General features: G+C 35.9%; 25 protein-coding genes and 1 pseudogene. 9 read left to right on the forward strand and 17 right to left on the reverse strand.

Translation table 11 applies throughout. The annotated features are described in order from the left end of the window. Positions 1 to 29: 29 nt before the first annotated feature. The 11 genes from IPP64_07270 to IPP64_07320 all read right to left on the reverse strand — a co-directional run bounded on the left by IPP64_07270 (position 30) and on the right by IPP64_07320 (position 9,527). Entirely contained in the window at positions 30 to 641 is a 612-nt protein-coding gene (locus IPP64_07270) for a hypothetical protein (GenBank protein ID MBL0329205.1), read from the reverse strand. Positions 642 to 650: 9 nt separating this feature from the next. Further along, positions 651 to 1,238 (reverse strand): septum formation protein Maf, encoded by a 588-nt coding sequence (maf, locus tag IPP64_07275; GenBank protein MBL0329206.1) that lies wholly within the window; start codon positions 1,236 to 1,238, stop codon positions 651 to 653. After that, the gene (locus tag IPP64_07280; GenBank protein ID MBL0329207.1) at positions 1,228 to 2,196 is read right to left on the reverse strand and encodes a geranylgeranylglycerol-phosphate geranylgeranyltransferase; all 969 of its coding nucleotides are present in this window, start codon (positions 2,194 to 2,196) and stop codon (positions 1,228 to 1,230) included. The genes maf and IPP64_07280 overlap by 11 nt, the downstream gene beginning before the upstream one ends. Before the next feature lie 40 nt (positions 2,197 to 2,236). After that, positions 2,237 to 2,758 (reverse strand): HAD-IIIA family hydrolase, encoded by a 522-nt coding sequence (locus IPP64_07285; GenBank protein ID MBL0329208.1) that lies wholly within the window; start codon positions 2,756 to 2,758, stop codon positions 2,237 to 2,239. Between the two features lie 49 nt (positions 2,759 to 2,807). Continuing rightward, complete coding sequence (locus IPP64_07290) at positions 2,808 to 3,572, reverse strand: DUF2520 domain-containing protein (protein MBL0329209.1); 765 nt, start codon at positions 3,570 to 3,572, stop codon at positions 2,808 to 2,810. 19 nt (positions 3,573 to 3,591) lie between these two features. Continuing rightward, the gene (ccsA, locus tag IPP64_07295) at positions 3,592 to 6,015 is read right to left on the reverse strand and encodes a cytochrome c biogenesis protein CcsA (protein ID MBL0329210.1); all 2,424 of its coding nucleotides are present in this window, start codon (positions 6,013 to 6,015) and stop codon (positions 3,592 to 3,594) included. 72 nt (positions 6,016 to 6,087) lie between these two features. Next, complete coding sequence (locus IPP64_07300; protein ID MBL0329211.1) at positions 6,088 to 6,477, reverse strand: cytochrome c maturation protein CcmE; 390 nt, start codon at positions 6,475 to 6,477, stop codon at positions 6,088 to 6,090. A gap of 5 nt (positions 6,478 to 6,482) precedes the next feature. Then, positions 6,483 to 6,680, reverse strand: a complete 198-nt coding sequence (locus IPP64_07305; GenBank protein ID MBL0329212.1) for a CcmD family protein — start codon at positions 6,678 to 6,680, stop codon at positions 6,483 to 6,485. Positions 6,681 to 6,696: 16 nt separating this feature from the next. Continuing rightward, a complete protein-coding gene (ccsA, locus tag IPP64_07310) occupies positions 6,697 to 7,341 on the reverse strand; it encodes a cytochrome c biogenesis protein CcsA (GenBank protein MBL0329213.1) in 645 nt (214 codons plus the stop codon). A gap of 125 nt (positions 7,342 to 7,466) precedes the next feature. Continuing rightward, entirely contained in the window at positions 7,467 to 8,123 is a 657-nt protein-coding gene (locus IPP64_07315; GenBank protein ID MBL0329214.1) for a heme exporter protein CcmB, read from the reverse strand. After that, positions 8,124 to 9,527: an MBL fold metallo-hydrolase gene (locus tag IPP64_07320; protein ID MBL0329215.1), complete on the reverse strand. Its 1,404-nt coding sequence runs from the start codon at positions 9,525 to 9,527 to the stop codon at positions 8,124 to 8,126. Between the two features lie 125 nt (positions 9,528 to 9,652). On the opposite strand from IPP64_07320, the gene IPP64_07325 reads away from it, so the two are divergent. Together IPP64_07325 and bshB1 are read left to right on the forward strand one after the other, a co-directional pair. Next, entirely contained in the window at positions 9,653 to 10,204 is a 552-nt protein-coding gene (locus tag IPP64_07325; protein MBL0329216.1) for a glutathione peroxidase, read from the forward strand. A 3-nt stretch (positions 10,205 to 10,207) separates the two neighbouring features. After that, on the forward strand, positions 10,208 to 10,972 hold the full coding sequence (bshB1, locus tag IPP64_07330) for a bacillithiol biosynthesis deacetylase BshB1 (GenBank protein ID MBL0329217.1): 765 nt from the start codon (positions 10,208 to 10,210) through the stop codon (positions 10,970 to 10,972). On the opposite strand, the gene IPP64_07335 is transcribed toward bshB1, so the two are convergent. After that, a complete protein-coding gene (locus tag IPP64_07335; protein ID MBL0329218.1) occupies positions 10,973 to 11,731 on the reverse strand; it encodes a hypothetical protein in 759 nt (252 codons plus the stop codon). A gap of 125 nt (positions 11,732 to 11,856) precedes the next feature. Between IPP64_07335 and IPP64_07340 the strand changes: the two genes are divergently transcribed. The 4 genes from IPP64_07340 to IPP64_07355 all read left to right on the forward strand — a co-directional run bounded on the left by IPP64_07340 (position 11,857) and on the right by IPP64_07355 (position 17,016). Continuing rightward, positions 11,857 to 12,933 (forward strand): methyltransferase domain-containing protein, encoded by a 1,077-nt coding sequence (locus IPP64_07340; protein ID MBL0329219.1) that lies wholly within the window; start codon positions 11,857 to 11,859, stop codon positions 12,931 to 12,933. Between the two features lie 17 nt (positions 12,934 to 12,950). Beyond that, positions 12,951 to 14,651, forward strand: a complete 1,701-nt coding sequence (locus tag IPP64_07345) for a T9SS type A sorting domain-containing protein (protein MBL0329220.1) — start codon at positions 12,951 to 12,953, stop codon at positions 14,649 to 14,651. Between the two features lie 93 nt (positions 14,652 to 14,744). Further along, positions 14,745 to 16,088, forward strand: a complete 1,344-nt coding sequence (gene ffh, locus IPP64_07350) for a signal recognition particle protein (GenBank protein ID MBL0329221.1) — start codon at positions 14,745 to 14,747, stop codon at positions 16,086 to 16,088. Positions 16,089 to 16,131: 43 nt separating this feature from the next. Continuing rightward, entirely contained in the window at positions 16,132 to 17,016 is an 885-nt protein-coding gene (locus tag IPP64_07355; GenBank protein MBL0329222.1) for a bifunctional 5,10-methylene-tetrahydrofolate dehydrogenase/5,10-methylene-tetrahydrofolate cyclohydrolase, read from the forward strand. Here IPP64_07355 and IPP64_07360 read toward each other — a convergent pair whose 3' ends face one another. The 4 genes from IPP64_07360 to IPP64_07375 all read right to left on the reverse strand — a co-directional run bounded on the left by IPP64_07360 (position 17,017) and on the right by IPP64_07375 (position 20,464). Beyond that, positions 17,017 to 19,125, reverse strand: coding sequence for a tetratricopeptide repeat protein (locus tag IPP64_07360; GenBank protein ID MBL0329223.1), 2,109 nt, complete (start codon positions 19,123 to 19,125; stop codon positions 17,017 to 17,019). Between the two features lie 14 nt (positions 19,126 to 19,139). Continuing rightward, positions 19,140 to 19,367, reverse strand: a complete 228-nt coding sequence (locus IPP64_07365; protein ID MBL0329224.1) for a hypothetical protein — start codon at positions 19,365 to 19,367, stop codon at positions 19,140 to 19,142. Between the two features lie 306 nt (positions 19,368 to 19,673). Then, positions 19,674 to 19,868, reverse strand: coding sequence for an SET domain-containing protein-lysine N-methyltransferase (locus IPP64_07370; GenBank protein ID MBL0329225.1), 195 nt, complete (start codon positions 19,866 to 19,868; stop codon positions 19,674 to 19,676). A gap of 110 nt (positions 19,869 to 19,978) precedes the next feature. Next, the gene (locus tag IPP64_07375) at positions 19,979 to 20,464 is read right to left on the reverse strand and encodes a hypothetical protein (GenBank protein ID MBL0329226.1); all 486 of its coding nucleotides are present in this window, start codon (positions 20,462 to 20,464) and stop codon (positions 19,979 to 19,981) included. Positions 20,465 to 20,742: 278 nt separating this feature from the next. On the opposite strand from IPP64_07375, the pseudogene rpsA reads away from it, so the two are divergent. From rpsA to IPP64_07390, 3 genes and pseudogenes are all read left to right on the forward strand, one after another. After that, positions 20,743 to 22,561, forward strand: a pseudogene (gene rpsA, locus IPP64_07380) (30S ribosomal protein S1). Positions 22,562 to 22,700: 139 nt separating this feature from the next. Next, positions 22,701 to 23,237: a bifunctional pyr operon transcriptional regulator/uracil phosphoribosyltransferase PyrR gene (gene pyrR / locus IPP64_07385; GenBank protein MBL0329227.1), complete on the forward strand. Its 537-nt coding sequence runs from the start codon at positions 22,701 to 22,703 to the stop codon at positions 23,235 to 23,237. A gap of 12 nt (positions 23,238 to 23,249) precedes the next feature. Next, a complete protein-coding gene (locus IPP64_07390) occupies positions 23,250 to 24,173 on the forward strand; it encodes an aspartate carbamoyltransferase catalytic subunit (protein ID MBL0329228.1) in 924 nt (307 codons plus the stop codon). On the opposite strand, the gene IPP64_07395 is transcribed toward IPP64_07390, so the two are convergent. After that, entirely contained in the window at positions 24,170 to 24,907 is a 738-nt protein-coding gene (locus IPP64_07395) for a hypothetical protein (protein ID MBL0329229.1), read from the reverse strand. The genes IPP64_07390 and IPP64_07395 overlap by 4 nt on opposite strands. Positions 24,908 to 25,009 lie beyond the last annotated feature (102 nt).

The raw sequence follows: 25,009 nt of genomic DNA on the forward strand, positions 1-25,009 counted from the left end.
CTAATTTAATCAAAATAATGGAATAAATCTTATTTCCAATAAAACTGGAAACCGATAGTGGGTGCTATTGAATGAAAATCCTTGTCGTATGGATTAGTAGAAATTTGATTCACATAGATATAAGGGACATTTAATTCTATAGCAAAGTTTTTTGAAACAAAATAACTTGCACCAACACCAAACAACGCAGTAAACACAGCTTTATTTGCATGGCTGTTTTTAATATACGTTAGAGAAGAAGTATAACTAGTTTTTTGCTCAAAATTACCAAAGCCTGCTGAACCTTGCGCATAGGTTAGAAATTTTTCTTTTGAAACAAAGTAATATCTCAAATATGTATTTAAGCCATAAAGTTGAATCTGTTGGTGTTCTTTTACTGGACCACCATACCACGATGAAGAATATGAGTTAGAAACCTTTGAATAATAAGGTTGGATACCGATACCCAATTTATTTATTGTTAAATATCCCATATTTCCAGCAACAGCAAATCCGTAAATTTCATTATCCGGAAAAAATTTAAGAACATCTAAAATAGGAAGAACAGAAATCCCAACTTGTGTGGTTGTCTTTTCTAACTGAGCGAATCCATTTCTAAAAGATAGTGAGAATACGATAATTGCAATAAGTTTTATTTTCATTTATGGATATTAAAACTTCAGCAACTCTTCATACAATTCCTTTACAGGCAATCCCATGACATTAAAATAGGTACCCTCAATTTTTTCTACTGCAACCAGGCCAATCCAATCCTGCGCCCCGTAAGAGCCCGCTTTATCGAAAGGTTTATAGTTGTTGATATAAAACTCAATTTCTTCCAACGTCAAAGGTTTGAAATATACCTTTGTTAACGCATAAAAGGATTTTGTTTTTTTTTTTGATTTTAAACAAACACCTGTATATACTTCATGCATTTTACCGGAAAGGAGTTGTAACATCCGAACTGCATCGTCAAAATTTTCAGGTTTATTGAGTACTTCATTGGTTTGAGGAAGCCAAACGACTGTGTCAGCTGTAATAACAATGGTGTTATCGTTTAATTCCTCATCAAAGGCGTGTGCTTTCTTTTCACAAAGATAAAGTGGAATTTCGTAAGCTTTTAATTCGTCAGGAAAACTTTCGTCAACTTCTTTGGTGCGCACTTCAAAGTCTAATCCAAGCTCTTTTAATAGATATTGTCTGCGTGGCGATTTGGACGCCAGCAGAATTTTATATTTTGAGAGTTGATTAAATGACATGCAGGAAGTCGTGGAGAATAGGGTAAGCAAAAACAAGCAAGTAGATAATACCCATCAGCATTATAAATTTTGAAAGATTACCGGCAAATCGAAATTCCTTTTTATCACCTGCTTTTTTGATTTTGTAAATAAGAAAAAACAATGGCAGTTGGAGCGCAACAATAAAATAAACCAATGAAATATAATCTTCGAGTTTCAAAAATTCCAATTGAATAAAAACAAGGCAACAAATAGTGAGGAAGGCAATAAACATGGCAATGTTCTTTGTTGTTTTTATGCCTAATAAAATCGGCATTGTTTTGCACCCATATTCGTTATCTCCATCCATATCCTCAATATCTTTGATAATTTCACGCAAAAGGGTTGTAATGAATGCAAAAAAGGCAAGTGCAACGGTATATTCCCAAACCGAAATGAAGCTCAAGTTTTCATCCACAGGAAGGTATTCTCTATAAATGGGAATCATTTCGTAGATGACTGCGATTAAGGGCACCAATGCTGTAAATAAGGCAATAACAACATTCCCGATTAAGAATTGGCGTTTGAAAGAAGTAGAGTAGAACCATAATCCACCTGCACAAACAAAATGAATCAATGCTAATCTCCACGACCCAATCGAATGAGCCACATACAGTGCAATTGCAATTGCTAAAAAATTAATAACGGTATGCGCTCCAATAGCAACTCTTCGTTTTACACCTTTTCCAATAACCATTCGCTCAGGTTTATTTACCTTATCGATGCTGATGTCAAAATAGTCGTTGATAATATAACCAGCTGCGGCAATCATCACAGTTGATAGTACTAATAAGAAAAAATTAAGTTCTGAAAGTTGCAATTCATAGAAGGAACTATTTACTTTGATGATTGGGTAAATAATGCACCAACGCACCACATATTGCGTAAAGGCAATGATGAGTAAATTTTGTATTCGTATTAATTTTAGAAATGCAATCATAAACCTTTTGAATTATCCTCTTTTGACTTTCTAATTTGAATTACCAAACAAATCCTTCTTTGTCCAACCATTTATCTTGAACTTTTAATACTTGTTCAATCACATCCCGAACAGCACCTTCACCACCTTTTTTATCGGAAACATAAATTGAAATGTCTTTTATTTCTTGTGCAGAATCGCTCGGACAAGTTGGAACACCTACCTTTTTCATTACCTCATAATCAGGAATATCATCCCCCATGTAAAGTATTTCTTCCGACTGAATATTATAAATTTCAATAAATTCTTTATACGTATCAATTTTGGTGTGACTTCCTAAATAGACATCTGTGATTCCAAGCCCATTTAAACGTGTTCGTACCATTTCTGATTTTCCACCGGAAATTATGGCAATCTTATAACCTTTTTTTACCGCCAATTGCAATGCGTATCCATCTTTGATGTTCATCACACGCACTTGCTCTCCGCTGGGCATTAATGTGACAGACCCGTTCGTAAGCACTCCATCTACATCAAAAATAAATGCTTTTACACGTGTAAGTTTGGTTTTGAAATTTTCCATCGCTACTAAATTACTACATTAATTGTCATTTCTAGCATAGCCGAGAAATCTATTTTACTGTTTTAATAATACTCTTACTTAGCAACTCGTAGATTTTTTTTAAATCCTTTTCGTTTGTCAACAATTTCAAATGTGCATCGATTGTTTTTTTATCGTTTCGGATTGCTGGGCCTGTTTGTGCGCTCGAAGGTTTTGTATTTTTTATTTTATGTGCCGTTTCTTCAATCAAAGGCTTTAGTAAGTCGAGTGATAGCTTATCTTTTGCCAAAAGATGTTCAGCAATTGCATACATATGATTCGTAAAATTGCAAGCAAAAACAGCAGCTACATGAATTTTTTTACGTTGCTCGGAATTTACTTTTTGAACGTTGCCACTGATACTCCTTGCAAAGTATTGCAATGTAGTGGAAGTAGTGTTGTTGTTTGCTTCGATGCAAATGGGAATTGTTTTAAAAGATGCTTGTTTCTCTTTTGAAAATGTCTGTAATGGATAAAAAACTCCGTAATTTTTAGATGTCTTTTTCAGAACATCCATTGAAACACTTCCGGAAGTATGAACAACAATCTGGTCTTTTAATTTTAATTGTTTTGCAACAGATTCAATCGCATCATCTTTCACCGAAATGATATATATGGAAGAATCGGTAGAAAGTTTTTTTAGCTCAACTATTGCTTTTGCCTTTAACTTTTTTGAAAGTACTTCCGCATTCTTTTTGTTACGACTAAATACTTGTGAAATCAAATACCCTTCTTTATGCAAGGCTAAGCCAAGTTGTGTAGCTAAATTTCCTGAACCAATGATGGATATTTTAATTGGTGATTCCATATAGAGCTTATTTTTTTCTAACTCTTTCTAAAATCGCAAGTATTGTCCCGATAGCCATAACAATACATCCAATCCAAAGAATGTTGATGTATGGAAAAATCATAGCTTGCATAACGATAAAATCTCGAACATTTGATTTTTTCTCTTGTAGGGAGATTTGGATTTTTCCGTCTTCCGGATTAATTTGCCAGAACATGAATTTTAATCCCAATTCATCCACTCTTGATTCGATGGGTTGAATACTATTATCACGAATCACATAAATTGGATTGGCTTTGTATTTCTTTTTGATGTCAAGAACTTGAAAATGGGCTTCTACAGCGATATCATTTTCCTTAAGCTGGTATTTTGCTTTGTCGACATTCAATGATAGTGAATCAAAAATAATAATCGCATTGGAAGAGAAAAGTGTATCGCCTTTTTTGATTGTATGGTTTTTGGCTTGTGCATATTCGTCTTTGTTATTTGCCTCTTTCTCTTGAAGCGTTTCCATATCCGCAAACGTAATGTGCGTATATACATCGTATGTTAAAAAGTGACGTGTATCCGGTTCTGCTACATTGCCCATACGTGGGTTCGTTTGAAGCAAGGGAGCCAACGAAAATTCCTTCACCAATTTTCCGTTTTCATCTTTTGTAAAATAATCTACGTCAAAATAGATATTGATTCCTTCATGACGTTTGCCAACATAGGTCACATAGTATTTACCCATTTTTAAGGTATCTCCTTGGGTGAGTAAAATGTTGTCGTTATTGGAATACGACTTACCCAATTGAGAAACATCCTTACCGGAAGTGTTTTGTGAAATAATATCTTTTTTAGAAGTGGAAATTAAGGCACCTAACAAAACCAATGCAAATCCGATATGCGCAATGGATGCACCCGCTTTTTTGACTTTCCCACCCATAACGCGGAAGAGATAATCGATATTGGCAACAGCAGCAAAAATAGAGGAGAAGAGCAGAATTGAAAAATAACGATCATTAAAATTCAAAATGTAAATCATTAAAAACGTCAATGCCAAAGAAACCACAAATGATATCCCGATTTTTTTTAGAAATTGCTTGATATCGGTGTTTTTATATTTAAAAAATTGTCCGACTGCAATTAACATCGTTACAACAAAAGCAAATGGTAGTTGCCAGTTGTTATAGAATTTAATAACTTCCTTTAACGGTGCTTTATTCATTCCGAATAACTTGTTCCATACCGGAATAGATGTATAGAAGATTATCTGGAAGGAAGAAACCAACAAAACAATGGCACCTACAAACATCCAAAACTCACGCGACCAAATGCCTTCTTCTTTTGTTTGTTTTGGGAAATGTTTCCAACGGATTATTAATAGAACCATCCCCATTATCACAAAGCAGAACATATACACGAGCAACTGGCCAGCCATTCCTGCCGTTGGGAAAGAATGCACAGAGGTTTCTCCTAAGATTCCACTGCGGGTTAAATAAGTTGAATACAGAATCAATAAAAAGGAAATAATAGCGAGGAAGAAAGCGGTAAAGAGAGATTGACCGTTGTTTCGGTTAATCAGCATTAAATGAGCAGCACCTACTAAGGTGAGCCAAGGCACTAAAGATGCATTTTCTACCGGATCCCATGCCCAGAAACCACCAAAACTTAATGCTTCGTAAGCCCAAGCACCACCCATTAAAATTCCGATTCCTAAAACGGCTACTCCGGCAAAAGTCCATGGTAAAGCAGGTTTAAGCCACTCGTTAAATTGTTTTTTCCACAAGCCTGCAATCGCATAAGCGAATGGAACAACAGTTAAGGCGAAACCTAAAAAGAGAGTAGGAGGGTGAATCGTCATCCAATAGTTTTGCAATAATGGATTTAATCCTCTTCCATCAAATGCGGGATTGGCTAAATAGTTGGCATCAGTAAAAAGAGGAATTTTTGAATATTCAGGGTGTTCACGTAATAAAACAGTGAACGGATTACTTCCTAAATGATAAACATCTGCAATCGTGATTCCTAGTAACATGGAAGCTAAAAAAACTTGAACCAAAGCAATCACAGCCATTACGGGTGCTTCGAAGTTTTTTGCAGTGCGCTGTAGTATCAATCCTAACACTACATGCCAGAAAGTCCAAAGTAAAAAACTTCCTTCTTGTCCTTCCCAAAAGCAGGAAAGGATATAACGCATGGGCATTTCTTTGTTGCTATGGTGCCATACATATTCATACTCAAAATAGTGATTCATGAGCATGATGAACAGGGTGCTTACAATTCCTAATACAGAAAGACCATGTAAGCGAAAAGCGATACGTGCAATCTTTTTCCAAGAGGCCGCATCTTCGTTTTCTTTAGCAGCGAAAAAATAGGAGATACATGCTAAAAGTGCAAAAACAAAGGAAAGAATAACAAATAGATTTCCAATTTTACCAATTCCTAAATGCTCTCCGATGTATTCCATAAAATTTAATTAATTCAATAAGCAATAGGCAAGGGGCAATGTTTTATCAATTGCACCCTGCCTACTGAAGGATTATTTTACTGCTGTTGGTTGGCCTTCATTATATTTTGAAGGACACTTCATTAAAATATCAGAAGCCTCAAACTGTTGCCCATTCATTTGGCCAATCAACACAATTTGTTCCGAACGTTCAAAGTCTTGCGGTTTGTTTTTGTGCAGCACAACTTTACATTCCATTCCTTTATTATCTACCATATAAAAAGTAAATACGTTTGCATCAACTTTCGGATTGTATATAGCTTCTTTTTCTTTATTTAACTTACCAACCACATGGAATTCACTCTCCGGGTCGCTTGCCGCTTCAGCAAAACTTGCATACGTGCTGGTATTGTTTAATGTTGTGAAGATGGCTCCGATGGCAACTGCAATAATGATAATGCCAAGTATGTGTATTTTTTTCATTCTGTTTATTTTTCTTTTTCCAACTTACTTATCTTTCTGTCTAGTAGAATTAAATATCCTGCAATGCCAACAAAAATTAAAGAGATCACAATTACAACTACGTAAATTTTCCCCGATTGATACAATCCTGTGGCCATTTCAATTGGCGCATTTTCTTGTGCAAAACCAGTAGATACTGATAAAAGCAGAGCAATGAAGAGCATTACTTTTTTTAAAATATTAGTCATTGAATAATTTTTTTCTTTTTAATTTTTCTATTCGAACTCTTAATGTAAATATCCATACGGCAATTAAAATCCAACCTATAACAGCTGGGTAAAATACCATGCGCATATTGCTATCTAAATCATATTTGTTAAATCCAGGATTTCCTCCATTCCCAGGATGAAGTGAATCACTCATACGTGGTAATATCATCAAAAAGACAATTAACAAAACATAAGCAAAAATGTTGTAAACCGCAGCAATACGAGCACGTTTTTGTTCTTCATCCAATGAGCCTCTCAAAACAAAATAAGCAAGATAGATGAGCATCGTGATTGCAGCTCCGTTTAGTTTGGTATCCGCAACCCACCAAGCACCCCAAGTATATTTTGCCCATACCGATCCGGTAACCAAACCAAGTGCACCCACCAACATGCCTACATGTGCCGCTTGCGTTGCAATGATATCTGATACAATATCCGATTTATTAAGATATTTGATGCTATGCCAAACAGAAACAAATAAGATGGTCATCATGGCAAACCACATTGGAACATGAAAATACAGGTTACGAATGGTTTCGTGAAGGATGGCTTGTGCTGGAACAGGAATTAAAAACCCGGCAACGATGGTGTATAGCACAAGTGCAATTGCAATTATTTTCCACCAATTTTTTTCATTTTACTACTCAAATGTTACTTAGATTTCTCCGCGTTGGTCGAAATGACTGTTTACTTGTCATATCGAGCGTAGTCGAGATATCTTGCTTGTTTTGCCCCTTGCGTTTAATCACGCCAAAGATAACGAAATAATAGATAAGATAATGCGATAATTATCAGATTTAGGAGCATAAGAATTGTTAAATAATTCAAGTCCCAGCGTTCCAATCCATCAATCGCATTTTTTGATAGTTTAATCAAAACCATCAATAGAGGAATAATGATTGGGAAACTCAAAATAGCCATCAATGTAAAATTGTTTCCTGCTTTTGAAGCAATGGCTGAAACCATAGTTAATAAAGATGAAAAACCAAAGCTACCCAATAACAACGTAAGTAAAAACAAGGGCATATCTTGAATGATATTGCCAATAAATAGACTGTAAGCCAATAAACACAAGCCTGATAGAACAATTAGTAAAAGTGAATTGTAAGCAATTTTCGACAAAATAACCGCTTGTGGACTCGTTAAGGTATAGATATAAAGCAAACGCCCTTTGGTTTCCGTGATAAAGCTTTTTGCAATTGCATTAATGGAGGCAAAGAGGAGGATTATCCAGAAAAGAGCATTCCAAGTGGCTGGGGTGACAATTTTTTTAAACGATAAATAGCTGATAAAAATGGTAGAAACCACATACAATAAGATTCCCCCAAGCGCATACTTGTTGCGGAGCTCGAGTTTAAGCTCTTTGATAATGAGGTATTGAATATGTTTTAGCAACATTTAATTGATTTCAACAATGTCATTTTGTTCAGGAATGCTAATGTGCTTAAATCCTGCTTCAATGAGTTTTTCTTTGTAATTTAATTGCACCTCGTACTCCCCATGTACCAAAAATAACTTTTTGATTTGCTTTTTATCCTGGCAACCTAGATATTGAATCATTTCATTATAATCTCCATGCGCGCTATACGAATCAATGATAATGACTTCTGCTTTTACTTCGTGCTCTTCGCCAAATATTTTTACCACTTTGTTACCTGCTCTCAGCTTCCCACCCAATGAATGCGGCTCTGCATACCCAACCATCAGTATGGTGTTTTTGGGATTAGAAACATTGTTGGCGATGTGGTGCTTTATTCGACCCGCATCCGCCATTCCTGAAGCTGAAATGATGATGCAAGGCTCTTTTAACTCGTTCAATCGTTTCGAATCTTCCACATCTTGAACATAAATCAAATTGTTAAAACCAAAAGGATTGGGATCGGTTTTCATGTATTCCAAAATATCTGCATTAAAACATTCCGGATGATCCCTCATGATGTTCGTTGCATTCACAGAAAGAGGGCTATCCACATAGACGTTAATGCGTGGTAACATTTTTTTCTTTTCCATTTGGTCCAAAGCAAAAACCAATTCTTGCGTTCTACCCAAACTGAAAGCAGGAATGATTACTTTTCCTTTTTTTGTGATACAGGTATTGTAAATCACATCAAATAGTTGTTGCTCACTGTAGGCGGTATCTGTATGCAATCGATCACCATAAGTGGATTCTGCGATAATATATTCCGCTTGCGGAAATGGCTGTGGATCTTTTAAAATAGAACCATTGTAGCGTCCGATATCACCTGTAAAGCAAATTCTCTTCTTAACACCATTTTCCGTTAGTTCGAGATTCACAGCCCCGCTACCCAAAATATGCCCGGAATCAGTAAAAGAAACCGTCAAGCCATCATAAACGGTATACATTTTATTATAGTCGATGCCAAAAAAAAGTGGCAAACATTTTTCAACATCTGTTACTTTATAGATCGGTTTAAATGGTTCTTCACCGCGTTTAATCCTGCGTTTATTCACATATTTCACATCGTTTTCCTGGATATGGGCACTGTCGGTAAGCATAATTTTGCAAAGATCTTGTGTTGCTGTTGTGCAAACAATCGGACCTTTAAAACCTTGTTTAACCAGGTTTGGGATATTTCCAGAATGGTCGATATGCGCATGAGATAGGATGAGGTAATCAATTTCGCTTGGATTGAAATTAAACTCGCGGTTCATTCCATCCGTTTCAGAGCCTTTGCCTTGAAAGAAGCCACAATCAAGTAATATTTTTTTTCCATCCGCTGTTGTAATCAAGTGTTTACTACCGGTTACAGTGCGAGCGGCCCCTAAAAATTGAATCGTCATATTACTTATTTAAATTTTCATCAAAGATACAATCAAATCAATATGTTGCGATAAATATTTTTCTGAACAAAATCAAGTTCTGTTTGTTTTTCGTACATTTGATAACCCTTAAAACCATAACTTCTATGAAAATGAGAATTTCTATCCTGTTCATTGCAATTATTGCACTTTCAGCATTCAGCATAAAACAAACTACCACTTCCTTTTACGACTTAAAAGCAAAAACAATTGATGGAAAAGAATTTAATTTTTCCGATTTAAAAGGAAAAAAAGTATTGATTGTCAACACCGCCTCCAAATGCGGCTATACTTATCAATATGAAGATTTAGAAAAATTGTACAAAGCCTGCAAAGACAAAAATTTCGTAATTATCGGATTTCCTGCAAATAATTTTGGTCGTCAAGAGCCTGGTACCAACACTGAAATCAAAGAATTTTGTACAAAAAATTATGGTGTTACATTTCAGATGATGGAAAAAATTGATGTAAAAGGAGATGACATGCATGCTGTTTACAAATGGCTTACTTCGAAAATTTTAAATGGAAAAATGGATTCATCTGTAAAATGGAATTTCCAAAAATACATGATTGATGAAAAAGGAAATCTTGTAGATGTTGCCTATTCTGGAGACAAGCCAATGGATGATAAAATTGTAAACTGGATTAACGGAAAATAAAAAATGACTGCTAGTAACGACTCTTCATTATTTGCACCTTTATCTCCATTGCATAAATTAGATATTTTAGCAATTGGTGTTCACCCTGATGATGTAGAATTATCTTGCTCAGGTACTTTGCTAAAGCATATTGCTTTGGGTAAAAAATGTGGAATTTTGGATTTAACGTGTGGCGAGATGGGTACTCGCGGAACAGGTCCGTTGCGTTTGCAAGAAGCGGCCAATGCGGCAAAAATATTGGGCATTACTGTTCGCGATAATTTAAAAATGGCAGACGCCTTTTTCAAAAACGACAAAGAAAGTCAAATTGCAATTGTCAAAAAAATCAGAGAATATCAACCCGAAATTGTATTGTGTAATGCCGTTTCGGATCGTCATCCGGATCATGCAAGAGCATCTCAATTGGTTGTAGAAGCCTGTTTTTATAGCGGTTTAGTAAAATTGGAAACAGCCTACGATGGTTTTAAACAAACTGCATGGCGTCCAAAAGCTGTTTATCATTATATTCAAGATCGTCAGTTAAAACCTGATTTTGTTGTAGATGTAACCGCTTTCGTTGAAAAGAAGATGCAAGCCATTCAAGCATTTAAGTCGCAGTTTTATGATCCCACTTCAAATGAACCGGAATCACCGATTTCGGTTAAAAATTTCTTTGAAGTGGTGAAAGGAAAAATGGCTGTGTTTGGCAGAGATGCAGGGTTTGATTATGCAGAAGGATTTACTGTTGATAGAAGTATTGGTATTACTAATATTTTTGATTTAAAATAGTTACCAAAACTTTGTTACTGTTTTTGCTGAATTATTATCATAATTCAGATAGTAAAAATTGCGCTCCAATCCTTTGATTTCAATTGTTTTTCCAGATCCTTTTCGAACCAGATTGCCATATCGATCATAGAGTTCATACATCGTTTCTTGATTAAACTCAATTACATCTGCAAGTTTTTGTGCATCGCCAATTATTTCTACATTCAAATCGGGAAACTCAAACTCAGCAGTTGCTGATAATCTTGTTTTTCCGGAAGCAACTTGCTTCACTCTAAATTTATTTTGCCTTGAATGTGGCTTCGTTTGGAAGGAATAGGCATTTTCTTCCATTCCACCTTTCCCTTCAACTTCTCCAATTTTCACCCATTTGTTCCAGCGGTATTGTTCAACAGTATAAGGCAAAGGATGGATTTCGTTTTTACTAATCCAGTGCAGAATACCATTGGAATCTATGGAAATCGTAACAATGTCAAAATTGCCTTTGGGAGAATAATTAGGGGTAATCACTTTGGGTTTGCATCCAGCTTTATGCGTGATTTCAATCTTGATGGTATCGTCTAGTTTAAAACCGAGTGAATCAAGTTTGATTTCGTAAGCGTTTGTATTTTGTATGCGAATTTCGCTACCGTTAACAATGACCCTTTCCGTGCAAAAACTACCTTTTTCATCCGCCTCCGGATTTTGAACAAATACATTTTTTCCTTGATAGGTACCTTCTAATACTATTTTTTGAGCAAACCCCGAAAGCGAAATCGCCAAAAAAAACACTATAAACAAGCTTCTATTCATGCCCCTAATTTACTCATATTTATACAAATTTCCGCTTTAGATTTTCTATTTGGAATTCAAATCCTATCTTTGAAAAAAAATAGAAAAACTGAGGTATGGACTTTTTTAAGAAAGAGAAAAAAACAGCGTTAGAAGCAATTGAATATGCGCAGTTTATTGCACATGCTCCAATGGTATTTCAAGCAAGCCGTGTTTTGCGTGATAGTGGGATTTTGCAAGTGATTATGGATGCTCGCAAAGTTGGACTAACGCTTGAAGAAGTGGTTGAAAAAGTGAAACTACCGCATTATGGAGTTCGAGTTTTACTTGAATCAGGCCTAGGCATTGGATTGGTATTGATTGATGATGAAAACAGATATACGATTTCCAAGACAGGTTATTTTATTTTGAATGATCAAATGACCCGTGTGAACATGGATTTTGTTCAAGATGTTTGTTATAAAGGGCTCTATAATTTAGAAGATTCTATAAAAAATGAAAAGCCGGAAGGGTTAAAAGTATTTGGTGAATGGAAAACCGTTTATGAAGCCTTGGCGCATCTTCCAGGTGTTGTTCAAAAATCGTGGTTTGGCTTCGATCATTATTATTCAGATGATGCCTTTCCATTGGTGTTGCCATTGGTATTCAAAAACAAACCAAAAAAGCTATTGGACATTGGCGGTAATACCGGTAAATGGTCGATTGCTTGTGCAAAATATGATAAAGATGTTCAGGTAACAATTGTGGATTTACCCGGACAAGTGAACATGGCAAAAGCCAATATTGAAAAGCATGGTTTGTCGGATCGTTTATCATTTCATGGGACAAACATCATGGACGAATCACAAAAACTTCCCAAAGGCTATGATGCTATTTGGATGAGCCAGTTCTTAGATTGTTTTTCTGAAAAAGAAATTGTGTCGATTTTAAACCGCTGTCACGAAGCCATTAACGATAATGGTTATGTTTATATATTAGAGCCTTTCTGGGACCGTCAGCGATTTGAAGCAGCTGCGTTTTCCTTGCAACAAACTTCTTTATACTTTACCGCAATTGCAAACGGAAACTCACAAATGTATCACTCCGAAGTGTTTTTAAAATGTGTTCGTGAAGCTGGCTTTGAGGTGGTAGAGCAGATTGACCAGATAGGAGTGAGCCAGAGTTTGCTGAAATGTAAAAAGATCCAAAAATAATTTCTTATCTTAACATCATGAATGTTAGGTCGATTCTTTTTTCTATTTCCTTATTGATAGGCTACGTAAGTCAAAGTCAAACTTATAGTTTCGAATGGGTAGCACCTGCTGGTGCTACTGGAAGCGAAACCTCCTCATTCCGAAGTGCAGTTGATGCATCGGGAAACGTTTATAATATAGGCGTTTTTGACAGTATAACTGATGTCGATCCCGGTCCAGGAACATATCTGTTGTACTCCGGGCACGACAACACCAGCGATATTTATATAAGAAAGCTCGATGCTGCAGGTAATTTGGTCTGGGCTTTTCAGCTAGGTGATCCTGAATATCAGGATAATATTACTACCATAAATGTCGATCCGTCCGGAAACATAATAATTTCAGGATTCTTCACGGATACACTTGATCTCGATCCCACTGCAGGAGTTACCAATGTTATAGCCAGTCCTGTCAACGCTGATATTTATATTGCAAAATACACTCCTTCGGGCACTTTGCTTTGGGCGAAACAAACCGAAGGTTCGGTCGCTTCTGGGATAATACCTTTGACAAGTAAGCTGGATCCAATGGGGAATATTTATTTGACTGGGCAATTTGCTGATACAATTGATGTAGACACAGGTCCTGGAATTTCAACTATAAATTCTGTAAATCAGTCAGTATTTGTTATCAAATTTGACAATTCCGGAAACCTTATTTGGGCAAAAGCTGTGGGAGTGAGCAGTTGTTCGTTTTGTGACTCCTGGGCAACAGCATTGTGTTTAGATCAGTCGGGCAGTATATTGTTGACAGGCTTGTACAGAGGGACATGTGACTTTGATCCCGGAGTTGGTATCAGCAATTTGTCTTGGCCTGGTACTGACTACCAGATCTTCATTTGTAAATTGGATCCGCTCGGAAACTTAATTTGGGCAGAAGCAATCGGAAACAGGGTATCCATTTATGACCTGACTGCAGACATTATAGCCGATGCTTCCGGAAATTTTTATATCACAGGATGCTATGATACCATTGCGGACATGGATCCGGGTCCAGGCGTTACCAATTTAGCCTTTTCTGGAACGATCCATAACGACATCTTTATATGTAAATTTAAGCCTTCAGGAGATTTGATCTGGGCAAGGGGAATAGGTGGTACAGGAATTGATATTCCAGGTACTTTGGTGCTTGATCATAGCCGCATAATTCTAAGCGGATTTTTTCAATATACCATGGATTTTGATCCAGGACCGGGTAGCACTTTTATTTCGCCTGGTGGCTTTTACGATTCATTTATTCTTTCCTTGGACACTTCAAGTGCTTTCATAAATGCACTTCACTTGAAATCTGACCCTGTAGCCTATAATTATGGACGTACGTTGATTCGGGACATTTCGGGAAATTTATATTTTACAGGAGGTTTTGATGATGGCTTTGTAGATTTTGATCCGGGACCATTGACTCACAACATTTATGCACAAGGCATACTAGAAAATGTATTTGTTCTGAAGTTGCATGCAAGTTTTATGGATATAGTCGAAAATGAAATTGGAGCCATTTCTGTGTTTCCTAATCCCGGAAATACAGGTTTTTCGTTTACTGCCTTTACTAAGATTGACAAGATTGAAATCCGAAATGTCTTGGGTCAAATTGTTTATTCTGAATCAAATCCTTCAATGGATTTTGTGAATATGACTTCATTCTCTGACGGTCTTTATACACTTTTTGTTTTCGTCTGAAGGTCGCACAATGGCTACCAGATGGCTGAAATCAAATTGATGTTTCTCAAGAGAGTTTTTTTGCTAAATTTGCCTTCCTAGAAAATATATGACATGTTTGACAATTTAAGTGATAAGCTAGATAGAGCCTTTAAAGTTTTAAAAGGTCATGGTAAAATTACAGAGATAAATGTATCGGAAACGGTTAAGGAAATTCGTAAGGCCTTATTGGATGCCGATGTAAACTATAAAGTTGCAAAACAATTTACGGATACCGTAAAAGAAAAAGCACTTGGGCAAAATGTATTAACGTCTATTTCACCTGGACAATTACTCACCAAAATTACGCACGATGAGTTGAGTAAGTTGATGGGCGAAACCAGCACCGACATCAAATTGGGTGGCAATCCAACGATTGTATTGATGAGCGGTTTGCAAGGTTCTGGTAAAACTACTTTTTCAGGAAAATTAGCAAATCACCTAAAAACAAAACGTGGTAAAAAACCTTTGTTGGTTGCCTGTGATATTTATCGTCCTGCTGCGATTGACCAATTGCATGTATTGGGTGAACAAATTGGTGTGGATGTATTTTCAGATAGAGAAAACAAAGATGCTGTTTCCATTGCTCAAAAAGGAATTGCACATGCAAAATTAAATGGCAACTCTGTTGTTATTATCGATACTGCCGGTCGATTGGCTGTTGATGAGCAAATGATGAATGAGATTGCAGCTGTAAAAGATGCAATCAAGCCGGATGAGATTTTGTTTGTGGTGGATTCCATGACTGGTCAAGATGCTGTTAACACGGCCAAAACATTTAACGATCGATTGAATTTTGACGGAGTAGTTCTTACAAAATTAGATGGTGATACCCGCGGGGGAGCTGCATTGTCAATTCTATCTGTTGTAAATAAGCCCATCAAATTTGTTGGTACAGGCGAAAAGATGGATGCCATTGATGTATTCCATCCGAAACGTATGGCTGATCGGATTTTGGGCATGGGTGACGTTGTTACATTGGTGGAGCGTGCGCAAGAACAGTACAATGTTGAAGAAGCCAGAAAACTTCAAAAGAAAATCGCAAAAAATCAATTTACATTCAATGATTTCTTATCGCAATTAAATCAAATCAAAAAGATGGGTAACATCAAAGATTTGGTTGGAATGATTCCAGGTGTTGGAAAAGCATTGAAGAATGTGGATATTGATGACAAAGCATTTGTGAGCATCGAAGCCATTATTTACTCAATGACACCCTATGAAAGAGAAAATCCTGATTCACTTACCGGCAAACGAAGAGATCGCATTGCTAAAGGAAGTGGAACAACGATACAAGATGTAAACCGGTTGGTAAAACAATTTGAAGATACGCGCAAGATGATGAAGATGATGGGCAATAAAGAGAACATGGCGAAGATGATGCAACAAATGAAGAATATGCCAGGAATGGGGCGATAGTTTCTCTGCTCTAAATGACAAAAACGAATTAGCATAAAAATGTATGGCAACAATAATTGACGGTAAATTAATCTCTTTGCAAATTCAAGACGAGATTGCAGCAGAAGTAAAAACAATTAAAGCAAACAATGGGAAAATCCCTCATTTGGCTGCGATTCTTGTTGGTAATGATGGTGCTTCTGAAACGTATGTTGGTGCAAAAGTAAAAGCCTGCGAAAAGATTGGTTTTAAATCTACCTTAGTTCGTTTGTCGGCTGAAACAACCGAACAAGAATTGTTATACATTGTTGAAGGTTTGAATAACGATGCGGATATTGACGGATACATTGTTCAGTTGCCACTTCCGAAACATATCAATGAACATAAAATTGTTGAAGCGATTTCCCCTCAGAAAGATGTAGATGGATTTCATCCACAAAACATCGGCAGGATGGCGCTGGATTGGCCCACTTACCTTCCGGCAACACCTTATGGGATTATGCAGTTGTTAGAGCGCTACAAAATCGATACAGCAGGAAAACACTGTGTGGTGATTGGCAGAAGCCATATTGTAGGTTCGCCAATGAGTATTTTAATGGCTCGAAACACGAATCCAGGAAACTGTACTGTAACAATGTGTCATAGTCGCACTGCCAACTTAAAGGAATTCACATTAAAGGCTGATATTTTAATTGTTGCTTTAGGAAAAGCAGAGTTTGTAACAGCAGATATGGTGAAAGATGGAGTAGTGGTAATCGATGTTGGAATAACGCGTGTGGCATCCTCCGAAACCAAAAGCGGTTTTAAATTATTAGGAGATGTAAAATACGATGAAGTTGCTGCAAAATCCTCTTTTATAACTCCAGTTCCAGATGGAGTAGGTCCGATGACTATTGCTTCCTTATTGATGAATACGTTAAAAGCCTGTAAAAAAGAAGTGTATAAATAATTATACTCTCACTCCAAACACCAAAACATCATCTACCTGTTCTCTATTTGCTTTCCATGAATGGAAATGGGTTTCAAGGTTAAGTTGTTGCTCTTTCATCGAAGAAGATTGTAAGGTTGATAGTAACTTCTTCATGTTTTTTGTCATCATTTTCTTTCCATCACTTCCTCCGAATTGATCAGCATAGCCATCAGAGCTTAAATAAATGGTATCTCCTTTTGTTAATGCAATTTCATGCAATGTAAATGTTCTGCTTTGATCGGAATATGCACCACCAATAGAATGCTTGTCGCCTTTGTATTCAATGATTTCAGTTGTATTACTTTTAACAAACCACAAAGGACGCAATGCACCTGAAAAATAAAGCTTTGAAAAATCATTCTTAGGGAACATGATCACAGAAATATCCATACCATCTTTTGTATTCCCAGTCAAGTTATCTTGCTTCAAAGATTTCTTTACACCTTCGTGGAGCAGGGTTAATATGGTATGAGGTTCGATAATACCCTTTTCAATAACAATTTGTGTTAGAATGTCATTTCCAATCATACTCATAAAAGCTCCGGGTACACCATGTCCGGTGCAATCTGCAATTGCAAGAATCAAGCACTCGTTTTTTTCCGCAAACCAGTAAAAATCACCACTAACAATATCTTTGGGCTGATACAGAATAAATGATTGAGGTAAATAGTTTTGAATATATTCCTTTGAAGGCAATATAGCGGTTTGAATACGCTTCGCATAATTGATACTATCCGTAATGTCTTTGTTTTTTTCGTCTACAATTGCTTTTTGAATTTCGATCTCAAGCTTTTGTGCTTCCAATTGTTTGTTCGCTTTTCTTTTATTGTAAAATCCGATTAACAATACAAAAGCGAGCACAACAATTAAAGCAGAGAATGCCATTAAATTATATCTGAAACTTTTTTGTTTATTAATTTCCAGCTCCGATAAGGCTTTATCTTTTTCGAGTGAAGTAATTTGCAATTCCTTTTTTTCTGTTTCGTATTTCGTATTCATTTCAGCCATCATTTTTGTTGACTCCTCTGTGAAAATGGAATCTTTGATTGCAATATAAAGTCCTTGATAATACAATGCCTGTTCGAAATTTCTTTGTTTTTGAAATAGGTTAGTGAGGTTAAGGTATGATTCTTTGAGTAAATCTTTTGCACCAACCTCTTTTGCTAATATTAACGATTCATTCAAATAGTTCTGGGCTTTACTTAAATCACCCTCAACTAGACTAATGTTTCCAAGGTTATTTAGTGTGGTGGCAACACCAAATTTGTCTTTGCTTTTTTCTTGAATTGGCAAGGCTTCTTGATAGCAAAGACGAGCTTCATTGTATTTATTCTGCAATAAAAAATTACCCGCTCTGCTGTTGAGTGATTGCGTGTAATTCGACATATCCCCAACTTCCTTTTGAATCGTCAATGCTTTCTGAAAATAGTCGTCCGCCTCCTGGTATTTTTTTTTATCTTTTAAAATACCTCCGATATTGTTGTAAGTCATTCCTAAGCCAATGGCATCGCCTACTTCCTCCTTTATTTTTGTGGATTTTAAATAGAACTCCATTGCTTTATCTAAATTTCCTTGCAAGTAATAGATACCTGCAATGCCGTTCAAACTTGTTCCAATCCCCTTTTTATCATCAATCTCTTCTTTTATTTTTAAGGATTTAAAATGAATATCTAACGCTTTTGCAAAATCGCTTTGGAGATAATAGATATTTGCGATGTTGTTTAGACTGGCAGCGATGCTCTTTTTGTCTTTGTCTTCAGTGCTAATTTGTAACGCTTTGTTGTGATATTCAAGCGACTTTGGGTAGTCCGCCATGTTTTTATAAATAACCCCATAATTTCGATAAGCAGTAGCCATTCCTTTTCTATTGCCTATTTTCTCCGCATTTTCTAAAGCTTGTTGTGAATGCTTTAGTGCATTTTCAAAATCTCCTAACTTTCCATATCTGAAAGCAATATCATTCAAGGCATTAACAAGGGTTGTATCTTTTGCAGTTGCAATGACTTTTACAAGTGAATCAATCTTTGCTTGTTGCGCAAATGTTAATGAAATGAATAGGAGGAACAAGAAAGTTAGTTTCGTGCGCATAGATTTAGCAGAGTTTAGATTTTAATACCAAAAACAAGTTTATCATCCACTGGTTTTCTGTTTTCTTTCAGTGTTTGGTAATATGTTTGGAGATTGTCACCGGTGCTCAGATAAAATGAGTAAGTGCAAGATGACTTTAATTCATGATTTGTAATAAGGTATGCATCATTCGAGTAGATACCACAGATAGTCAAAGCAAAGCAAAAATGAAGGATAATAAAATAGAATAAATATTTTTTCATTTTCGATGATACAAGGAGTATATCGTAAATGTATGAAAATTATTTATTTTTTCTTCTTCGTGGTCTTTTTCTTTTTGGAAGTCTTCTTTTTCTTATCTAATCCTAAGTTTTCACGAATTTCTTTCCAGTATTCAGCGCCATAAGCAACGAGGATTTCAGCACCTTTTGGGATGTTCTTTTCGGCTTTAATCCAGCCTGAATTTTTATAAACTACATAACAGCAGTTGTTTGTAATACCTTTTATTTTGGTTAAGCCTTTTGCATCATTGGCATAACGAGCAATTTCTTTTGGAGTATAATAAGCATCTACGCATTTCTTTTGCTGATATAAAAAGCGTAACCATAAATATCATTTTCAGCTCTGCGGTCTAGTTCCGCTTCAGTAACAATTTCACCCAGGTATTCAACAATTCGTTCACCCTTTTTAATATCTTTTTTAGTGAAAAGTCCTTTTCCGGCTCCTGGAATGGTTGATTTTTTAATGATAAAGTCTGGATGCATATCGTTTGTTATATTTTTGTGAGGGCGCAAAAATAACAAAAGCTTTGGATGACAGCGTATTTATACCGAACAAAATGAAATTATTGTTTGAATCGCTGATGGAGAAGTAATTAATAAGCTTGTGCTAAAATTTCTAAAAACACAAATACAATTTGAAGGGTAACTTCTACAGCAAATTGAATATTTTCAGAGCGATTGATTCTTTTTTGCCTTTCTTCCTCTTCTGTTTTGTCGAATACATAATCATCGGCACTTTTTTGGAACGGTTTTATTTTTTCTATGGTAGCATAAATCGCATCTAATTCCTGACGGTCGGTAGTTTTTTCAAACGATTGACCGGTAGTTGTTTTAATTAAAATAGAATATGAATCGGAGGGGTGTTTTACTAATTGAGCTGACTCAAACAATGAATCATTGTATTCTTTAAATAAATTATATTCCTTTTTTTCACCAATGGTAATAGCATTTCCTACGGATGGATGAAAAGCTACAATTTTGCCGGAATCGTTTGTTTGTGACCAACTTGGCAAAGAAAGCAAAAAGGAAAAGAAAAGAACCAAAATGTACCGATTCTTTGATTGTTTTTTGAATATCATACCCAAAGCTATGACTAAATTCAATAAAAACAAAATATTTTATAACTCACTATAAATCATAAAGTTGAATGCCATTAACTAAAGCGACACAATCGGCTTTTTAGCGGTAGCAAAAAAAAATAAAAATTATTCTTGGAGCAAGGATAGAATTTCTTATCTTTGTGTCCCTTTTTAAAAGTAGTAAAGAAAAAGTAGTACTAACCTCTTCAATTAAATTGATAATCAATTAATTGAATACAAAAAAAGCCTCCGGAGAATGTATAACCGGAAAAAGTAAAATGGCAGAAACAGTAGAAGCACCAGTATCATTAGAAGCATTTGATTGGAATGCAGTAGGAAACAAAGGGGAAACCTATTCGAAAGCAGATCGTGAAAAATACGATTCACTTTACGAAAAAACCCTAAAATCAGTTGCAGCAAACGAAATCATTGATGGAAAAGTTGTAGCTAAAAACAGCAAAGAAGTTGTTGTAAACATTGGTTACAAATCAGATGGTGTTGTTCAATTAACAGAATTTCGTTACAATCCTGATTTAAAAATCGGTGATATTGTTGAAGTGTATGTTGAATCACAAGAAGATAAAAGCGGACAGTTAATCCTATCTCATAAAACGGCTCGCGCCATGAAATCATGGGATCGTGTTAACCAAGCGCTTAATAACGATGAAATTATCAAAGGTTATGTTAAATGCCGTACAAAAGGTGGTCTAATCGTTGATGTATTTGGTATTGAAGCTTTCTTACCAGGTTCTCAAATTGATGTGAAACCAATCCGTGATTACGATGTTTATGTTGGAAAAACAATGGAATTTAAAGTTGTGAAAATCAACAACGAATTCAAAAACGTTGTAGTTTCTCACAAAGCATTAATTGAAGCGGAATTAGAACAACAGAAAAAAGAAATCATCTCTAAATTAGAAAAAGGACAAGTATTAGAAGGTACTGTGAAAAACATTACTTCTTATGGTGTGTTCATCGATTTAGGTGGTGTTGATGGTTTAATTCACATTACCGATTTATCTTGGGGTCGTATTAACCACCCAGAAGAAATCGTGAAATTAGACGAGAAAATTAACGTTGTAATTTTAGATTTTGATGATGATAAAAAACGTATTGCTTTAGGTTTAAAACAATTATCTGCTCATCCTTGGGAAGCTTAAAAGCTGATTTAAAATTGGTGATAAAGTAAAAGGAAAAGTAGTTGTAATCGCTGATTACGGTGCTTTTGTTGAAATCGCACAAGGTGTTGAAGGTTTAATCCACGTTTCTGAAATGAGCTGGAGTCAACATTTACGCACTGCTCACGATTTCTTAAAAGTGGGTGATGAAGTAGAAGCTGTTGTATTAACACTTGATCGCGAAGAACGCAAAATGAGATTAGGTATGAAACAATTAACTCCTGATCCTTGGAATATGATTATTACAAAATATACGAAAGGATCTCAACACACAGCAACAGTTCGCAACTTTACCAACTTCGGTATTTTTGTTGAATTAGAAGAAGGTGTTGATGGTTTAATCCACATCTCTGACTTATCATGGTCTAAAAAAATCAAACATCCTTCAGAATTCACTAAAATCGGTGATAAAATCGAAGTTGTTGTTTTAGAAATAGATGGTGAAAATCGTAGATTGAGCTTAGGACACAAACAATTGGAAGAAAATCCATGGGATGTGTTTGAAACCATCTTCACTGAGAATTCAGTTCACCAAGGAACTATTACAAGTGTAATGGAAAAAGGTGCAATCGTTTCTATGCCTTACGGTGTTGAAGCATTCTGCCCAACTCGTCACTTGTTGAAACCGGATGGTTCATCTGCGAAAGTAGAAGAAGTATTGGATTTCAAAGTTCTTGAATTCAACAAAGACGGTAAAAAAATCATCGTTTCTCATAGCAAAATCAATGAAGAAGTAACTGCTGCTGAAAAAGCTGCTGTTGCAACTGAAAAGAAAGCAGCTGGAGACGAAGAGAAAAAAGCTGTTAAAAAAGTAAAAGACAGTGTTGAAAAAACAACACTAGGCGATATGGATGTTCTTTCAAATCTGAAAGCAGATATGGAAGAGTCTGAAAAAAAATCGACTAAAAAGTCTGAATAATATTTTCCCCCGCTTACGCGCGGGGGAGAATCTAAAAACCCACGCCATGGTTTTTTAGAAAAAAGCGCTCCCGTACTGTGGAGCGCTTTTTTATTTTAATTCCCCTCAATTCATTTTTTTTATTAAATTTGTGCTCTAGATGAAGCCAAGAATTATTTTAGACAGTAAACTTCTAGAAATCACCGTTACCCGGCTTTGTTATCAATTAATTGAAATTCACAACGACTTCTCGAATACAGTAATCATCGGCCTGCAGCCGCGTGGAACTCTTTTAGCATCCCGAATTCATAAAAAACTTCAGGAAATTTTAAAGCGAAAAGACATCAAATACGGCACATTGGATATTACCTTTTACCGTGACGACTTTCGCCAAAAGGAATTGGTACCCAATGCGACCAACATCGATTTTATTATTGAAGGCAAAAATGTAATCATGGTAGATGATGTGTTGTTCACCGGAAGAACCATTCGTGCCGGGTTAGATGCAATGCTAGCTTTTGGCAGACCAAACGATGTTGAATTACTCGTTTTGATTGACAGACGCCTCAGCAGACATTTACCAATACAAGCTAAGTACATCGGAAAAACAATTGATTCTATCGCTTCAGAGAAAGTAAAAGTAGAGTGGAAAGAAACAGATGGAATAGATAGAGTAACACTTTTATCTAATGATTAAAGAAAACAACTAATGACCAAATTAAGTACAAAACATTTACTTGGAATCAAAGATTTAACGGCAGAAGACATTCATTTGATTTTGCAAACTGCCGAAAATTTTAAAGAAGTCATTAATCGTCCCATTAAAAAAGTTCCTTCCCTCAGAGATATTACCATTGCCAATTTATTTTTTGAAAATTCTACTCGCACCAAACTATCCTTCGAACTTGCTGAAAAACGGCTAAGTGCAGATGTTGTGAATTTTGCTTCCGCATCTTCATCCGTAAAAAAAGGCGAAACGTTGATTGATACAGTAAACAACATCCTCGCAATGAAAGTCGATATGGTGGTGATGCGCCATCCGAATCCGGGGGCGGCAGTATTCTTATCCAAACACATCGATGCAAAAATCATTAATGCAGGTGACGGAGCGCATGAACATCCTACACAAGCTTTGCTAGATGCATTTTCAATAAAAGAAAAATTAGGTTCTGTAAAGGGTAAGAAAATTGCCATCATTGGCGATATTCTACACTCCAGAGTTGCCTTGTCGAATATCTTTTGTTTACAGAAACTCGGGGCAGAAGTAATGGTCTGCGGACCAACCACCTTAATGCCGAAGTATATTCATAGCTTAGGTGTGAAAGTAGAACATAACCTCAAAAAAGCACTTGAATGGTGTGATGTGGCAAACATGTTACGCATTCAATTGGAACGACAAGACATCAAATATTTCCCTTCTTTGCGCGAATACACCATGTTGTTTGGATTAAACAAAGAAATACTCGATTCCCTTTCTAAAAAAATTGTGGTGATGCATCCAGGTCCCATCAACAGAGGTGTTGAAATTACCAGCGATGTAGCCGATAGCTCTCAAAGTATTATCCTTGAGCAGGTAGAAAACGGTGTAGCTGTTAGGATGGCGGTATTGTTCCTTTTAGCAGGCAGAGCTTAGAAACGGTAATTTAAACCGATATTGATTAAGCTAAAACTTCTGTTTTTATAATCTTCTTGGATGTTTTTATTTTGATGGATTGCTTGCATTTCTAAGCGTGCTCCGTAATAAAAAGACATCCTTTCCAAAACTATTTCATGTCCAATGCAGATGGATGGACAAATTTTATGCAATCGTAATTGATTCGAATGAGCCTCTGATATCGTCTGAGGAGAGGTAGGGGTACCTCCTGGAGGTCCAGGAAATCTTGGGTCTGAAAATCCACTTGAAGATGTATAGATGTTTTCTGATGTTACGACATCTAAATTTCCATTTGCTTGAAGAAAAAAACCTCCAACTGCATCTTCCGAAGAGATATGCCCCGGATAAAATCGTATTCCCAAAGGAATCTTCAGATACGTTAATGTATAATCAATGTATAAATGTGTTTCACCTACATTCTCATTATAAAGAAAATGTTCTTTGTTTAAATATCCGCTTACGTTTAGTTTAAACAGATAATTAATTTGATATTGATAATTTATTCCGATGGGATAGAACGGTTGAATGTATAAGCGTTGAGGGCCGTTTGACCTTAATTCGCTATAAGGCATTTTGTTCCAGTACACAAATTCGATTGGTGAAATAAAAAGTCCAATCGAATGTCTTTTTTCGCCATAGCCATTTTTAAAATAATCTTGTGAAAAAGACGAAATTGAACAAAAAAGAATAAATAGGGTTAGAAACCGCTTCATAATTGACCTTTTATAGAGTAAATATAATTAAAAAAATGTTGCAAATCAATATTGCTTTGTACCGCAAAAATTTCATACATTTGTTACAAATAATTTTAATCG

It is taken from the genome of Bacteroidota bacterium, from assembly GCA_016722565.1.
Lineage (GTDB): Bacteria > Bacteroidota > Bacteroidia > 2-12-FULL-35-15 > 2-12-FULL-35-15 > 2-12-FULL-35-15.

What these genes read in the sequence shown, in the direction of transcription:
- IPP64_07270 (MBL0329205.1), bottom strand. Translation starts at nt 641, where the DNA reads ATGAAAATAAAACTTATTGCAATTATCGTATTCTCACTATCTTTTAGA.
- maf (MBL0329206.1), bottom strand. Translation starts at nt 1,238, where the DNA reads ATGTCATTTAATCAACTCTCAAAATATAAAATTCTGCTGGCGTCCAAA.
- IPP64_07280 (MBL0329207.1), bottom strand. Translation starts at nt 2,196, where the DNA reads ATGATTGCATTTCTAAAATTAATACGAATACAAAATTTACTCATCATT.
- IPP64_07285 (MBL0329208.1), bottom strand. Translation starts at nt 2,758, where the DNA reads ATGGAAAATTTCAAAACCAAACTTACACGTGTAAAAGCATTTATTTTT.
- ccsA (MBL0329210.1), bottom strand. Translation starts at nt 6,015, where the DNA reads ATGGAATACATCGGAGAGCATTTAGGAATTGGTAAAATTGGAAATCTA.
- IPP64_07300 (MBL0329211.1), bottom strand. Translation starts at nt 6,477, where the DNA reads ATGAAAAAAATACACATACTTGGCATTATCATTATTGCAGTTGCCATC.
- IPP64_07305 (MBL0329212.1), bottom strand. Translation starts at nt 6,680, where the DNA reads ATGCTCTTCATTGCTCTGCTTTTATCAGTATCTACTGGTTTTGCACAA.
- IPP64_07315 (MBL0329214.1), bottom strand. Translation starts at nt 8,123, where the DNA reads ATGTTGCTAAAACATATTCAATACCTCATTATCAAAGAGCTTAAACTC.
- IPP64_07320 (MBL0329215.1), bottom strand. Translation starts at nt 9,527, where the DNA reads ATGACGATTCAATTTTTAGGGGCCGCTCGCACTGTAACCGGTAGTAAA.
- IPP64_07325 (MBL0329216.1), top strand. Translation starts at nt 9,653, where the DNA reads ATGAAAATGAGAATTTCTATCCTGTTCATTGCAATTATTGCACTTTCA.
- bshB1 (MBL0329217.1), top strand. Translation starts at nt 10,208, where the DNA reads ATGACTGCTAGTAACGACTCTTCATTATTTGCACCTTTATCTCCATTG.
- IPP64_07340 (MBL0329219.1), top strand. Translation starts at nt 11,857, where the DNA reads ATGGACTTTTTTAAGAAAGAGAAAAAAACAGCGTTAGAAGCAATTGAA.
- IPP64_07345 (MBL0329220.1), top strand. Translation starts at nt 12,951, where the DNA reads ATGAATGTTAGGTCGATTCTTTTTTCTATTTCCTTATTGATAGGCTAC.
- ffh (MBL0329221.1), top strand. Translation starts at nt 14,745, where the DNA reads ATGTTTGACAATTTAAGTGATAAGCTAGATAGAGCCTTTAAAGTTTTA.
- IPP64_07355 (MBL0329222.1), top strand. Translation starts at nt 16,132, where the DNA reads ATGGCAACAATAATTGACGGTAAATTAATCTCTTTGCAAATTCAAGAC.
- IPP64_07360 (MBL0329223.1), bottom strand. Translation starts at nt 19,125, where the DNA reads ATGCGCACGAAACTAACTTTCTTGTTCCTCCTATTCATTTCATTAACA.
- IPP64_07365 (MBL0329224.1), bottom strand. Translation starts at nt 19,367, where the DNA reads ATGAAAAAATATTTATTCTATTTTATTATCCTTCATTTTTGCTTTGCT.
- IPP64_07370 (MBL0329225.1), bottom strand. Translation starts at nt 19,868, where the DNA reads ATGCATCCAGACTTTATCATTAAAAAATCAACCATTCCAGGAGCCGGA.
- IPP64_07375 (MBL0329226.1), bottom strand. Translation starts at nt 20,464, where the DNA reads ATGATATTCAAAAAACAATCAAAGAATCGGTACATTTTGGTTCTTTTC.
- pyrR (MBL0329227.1), top strand. Translation starts at nt 22,701, where the DNA reads ATGAAGCCAAGAATTATTTTAGACAGTAAACTTCTAGAAATCACCGTT.
- IPP64_07390 (MBL0329228.1), top strand. Translation starts at nt 23,250, where the DNA reads ATGACCAAATTAAGTACAAAACATTTACTTGGAATCAAAGATTTAACG.
- IPP64_07395 (MBL0329229.1), bottom strand. Translation starts at nt 24,907, where the DNA reads ATGAAGCGGTTTCTAACCCTATTTATTCTTTTTTGTTCAATTTCGTCT.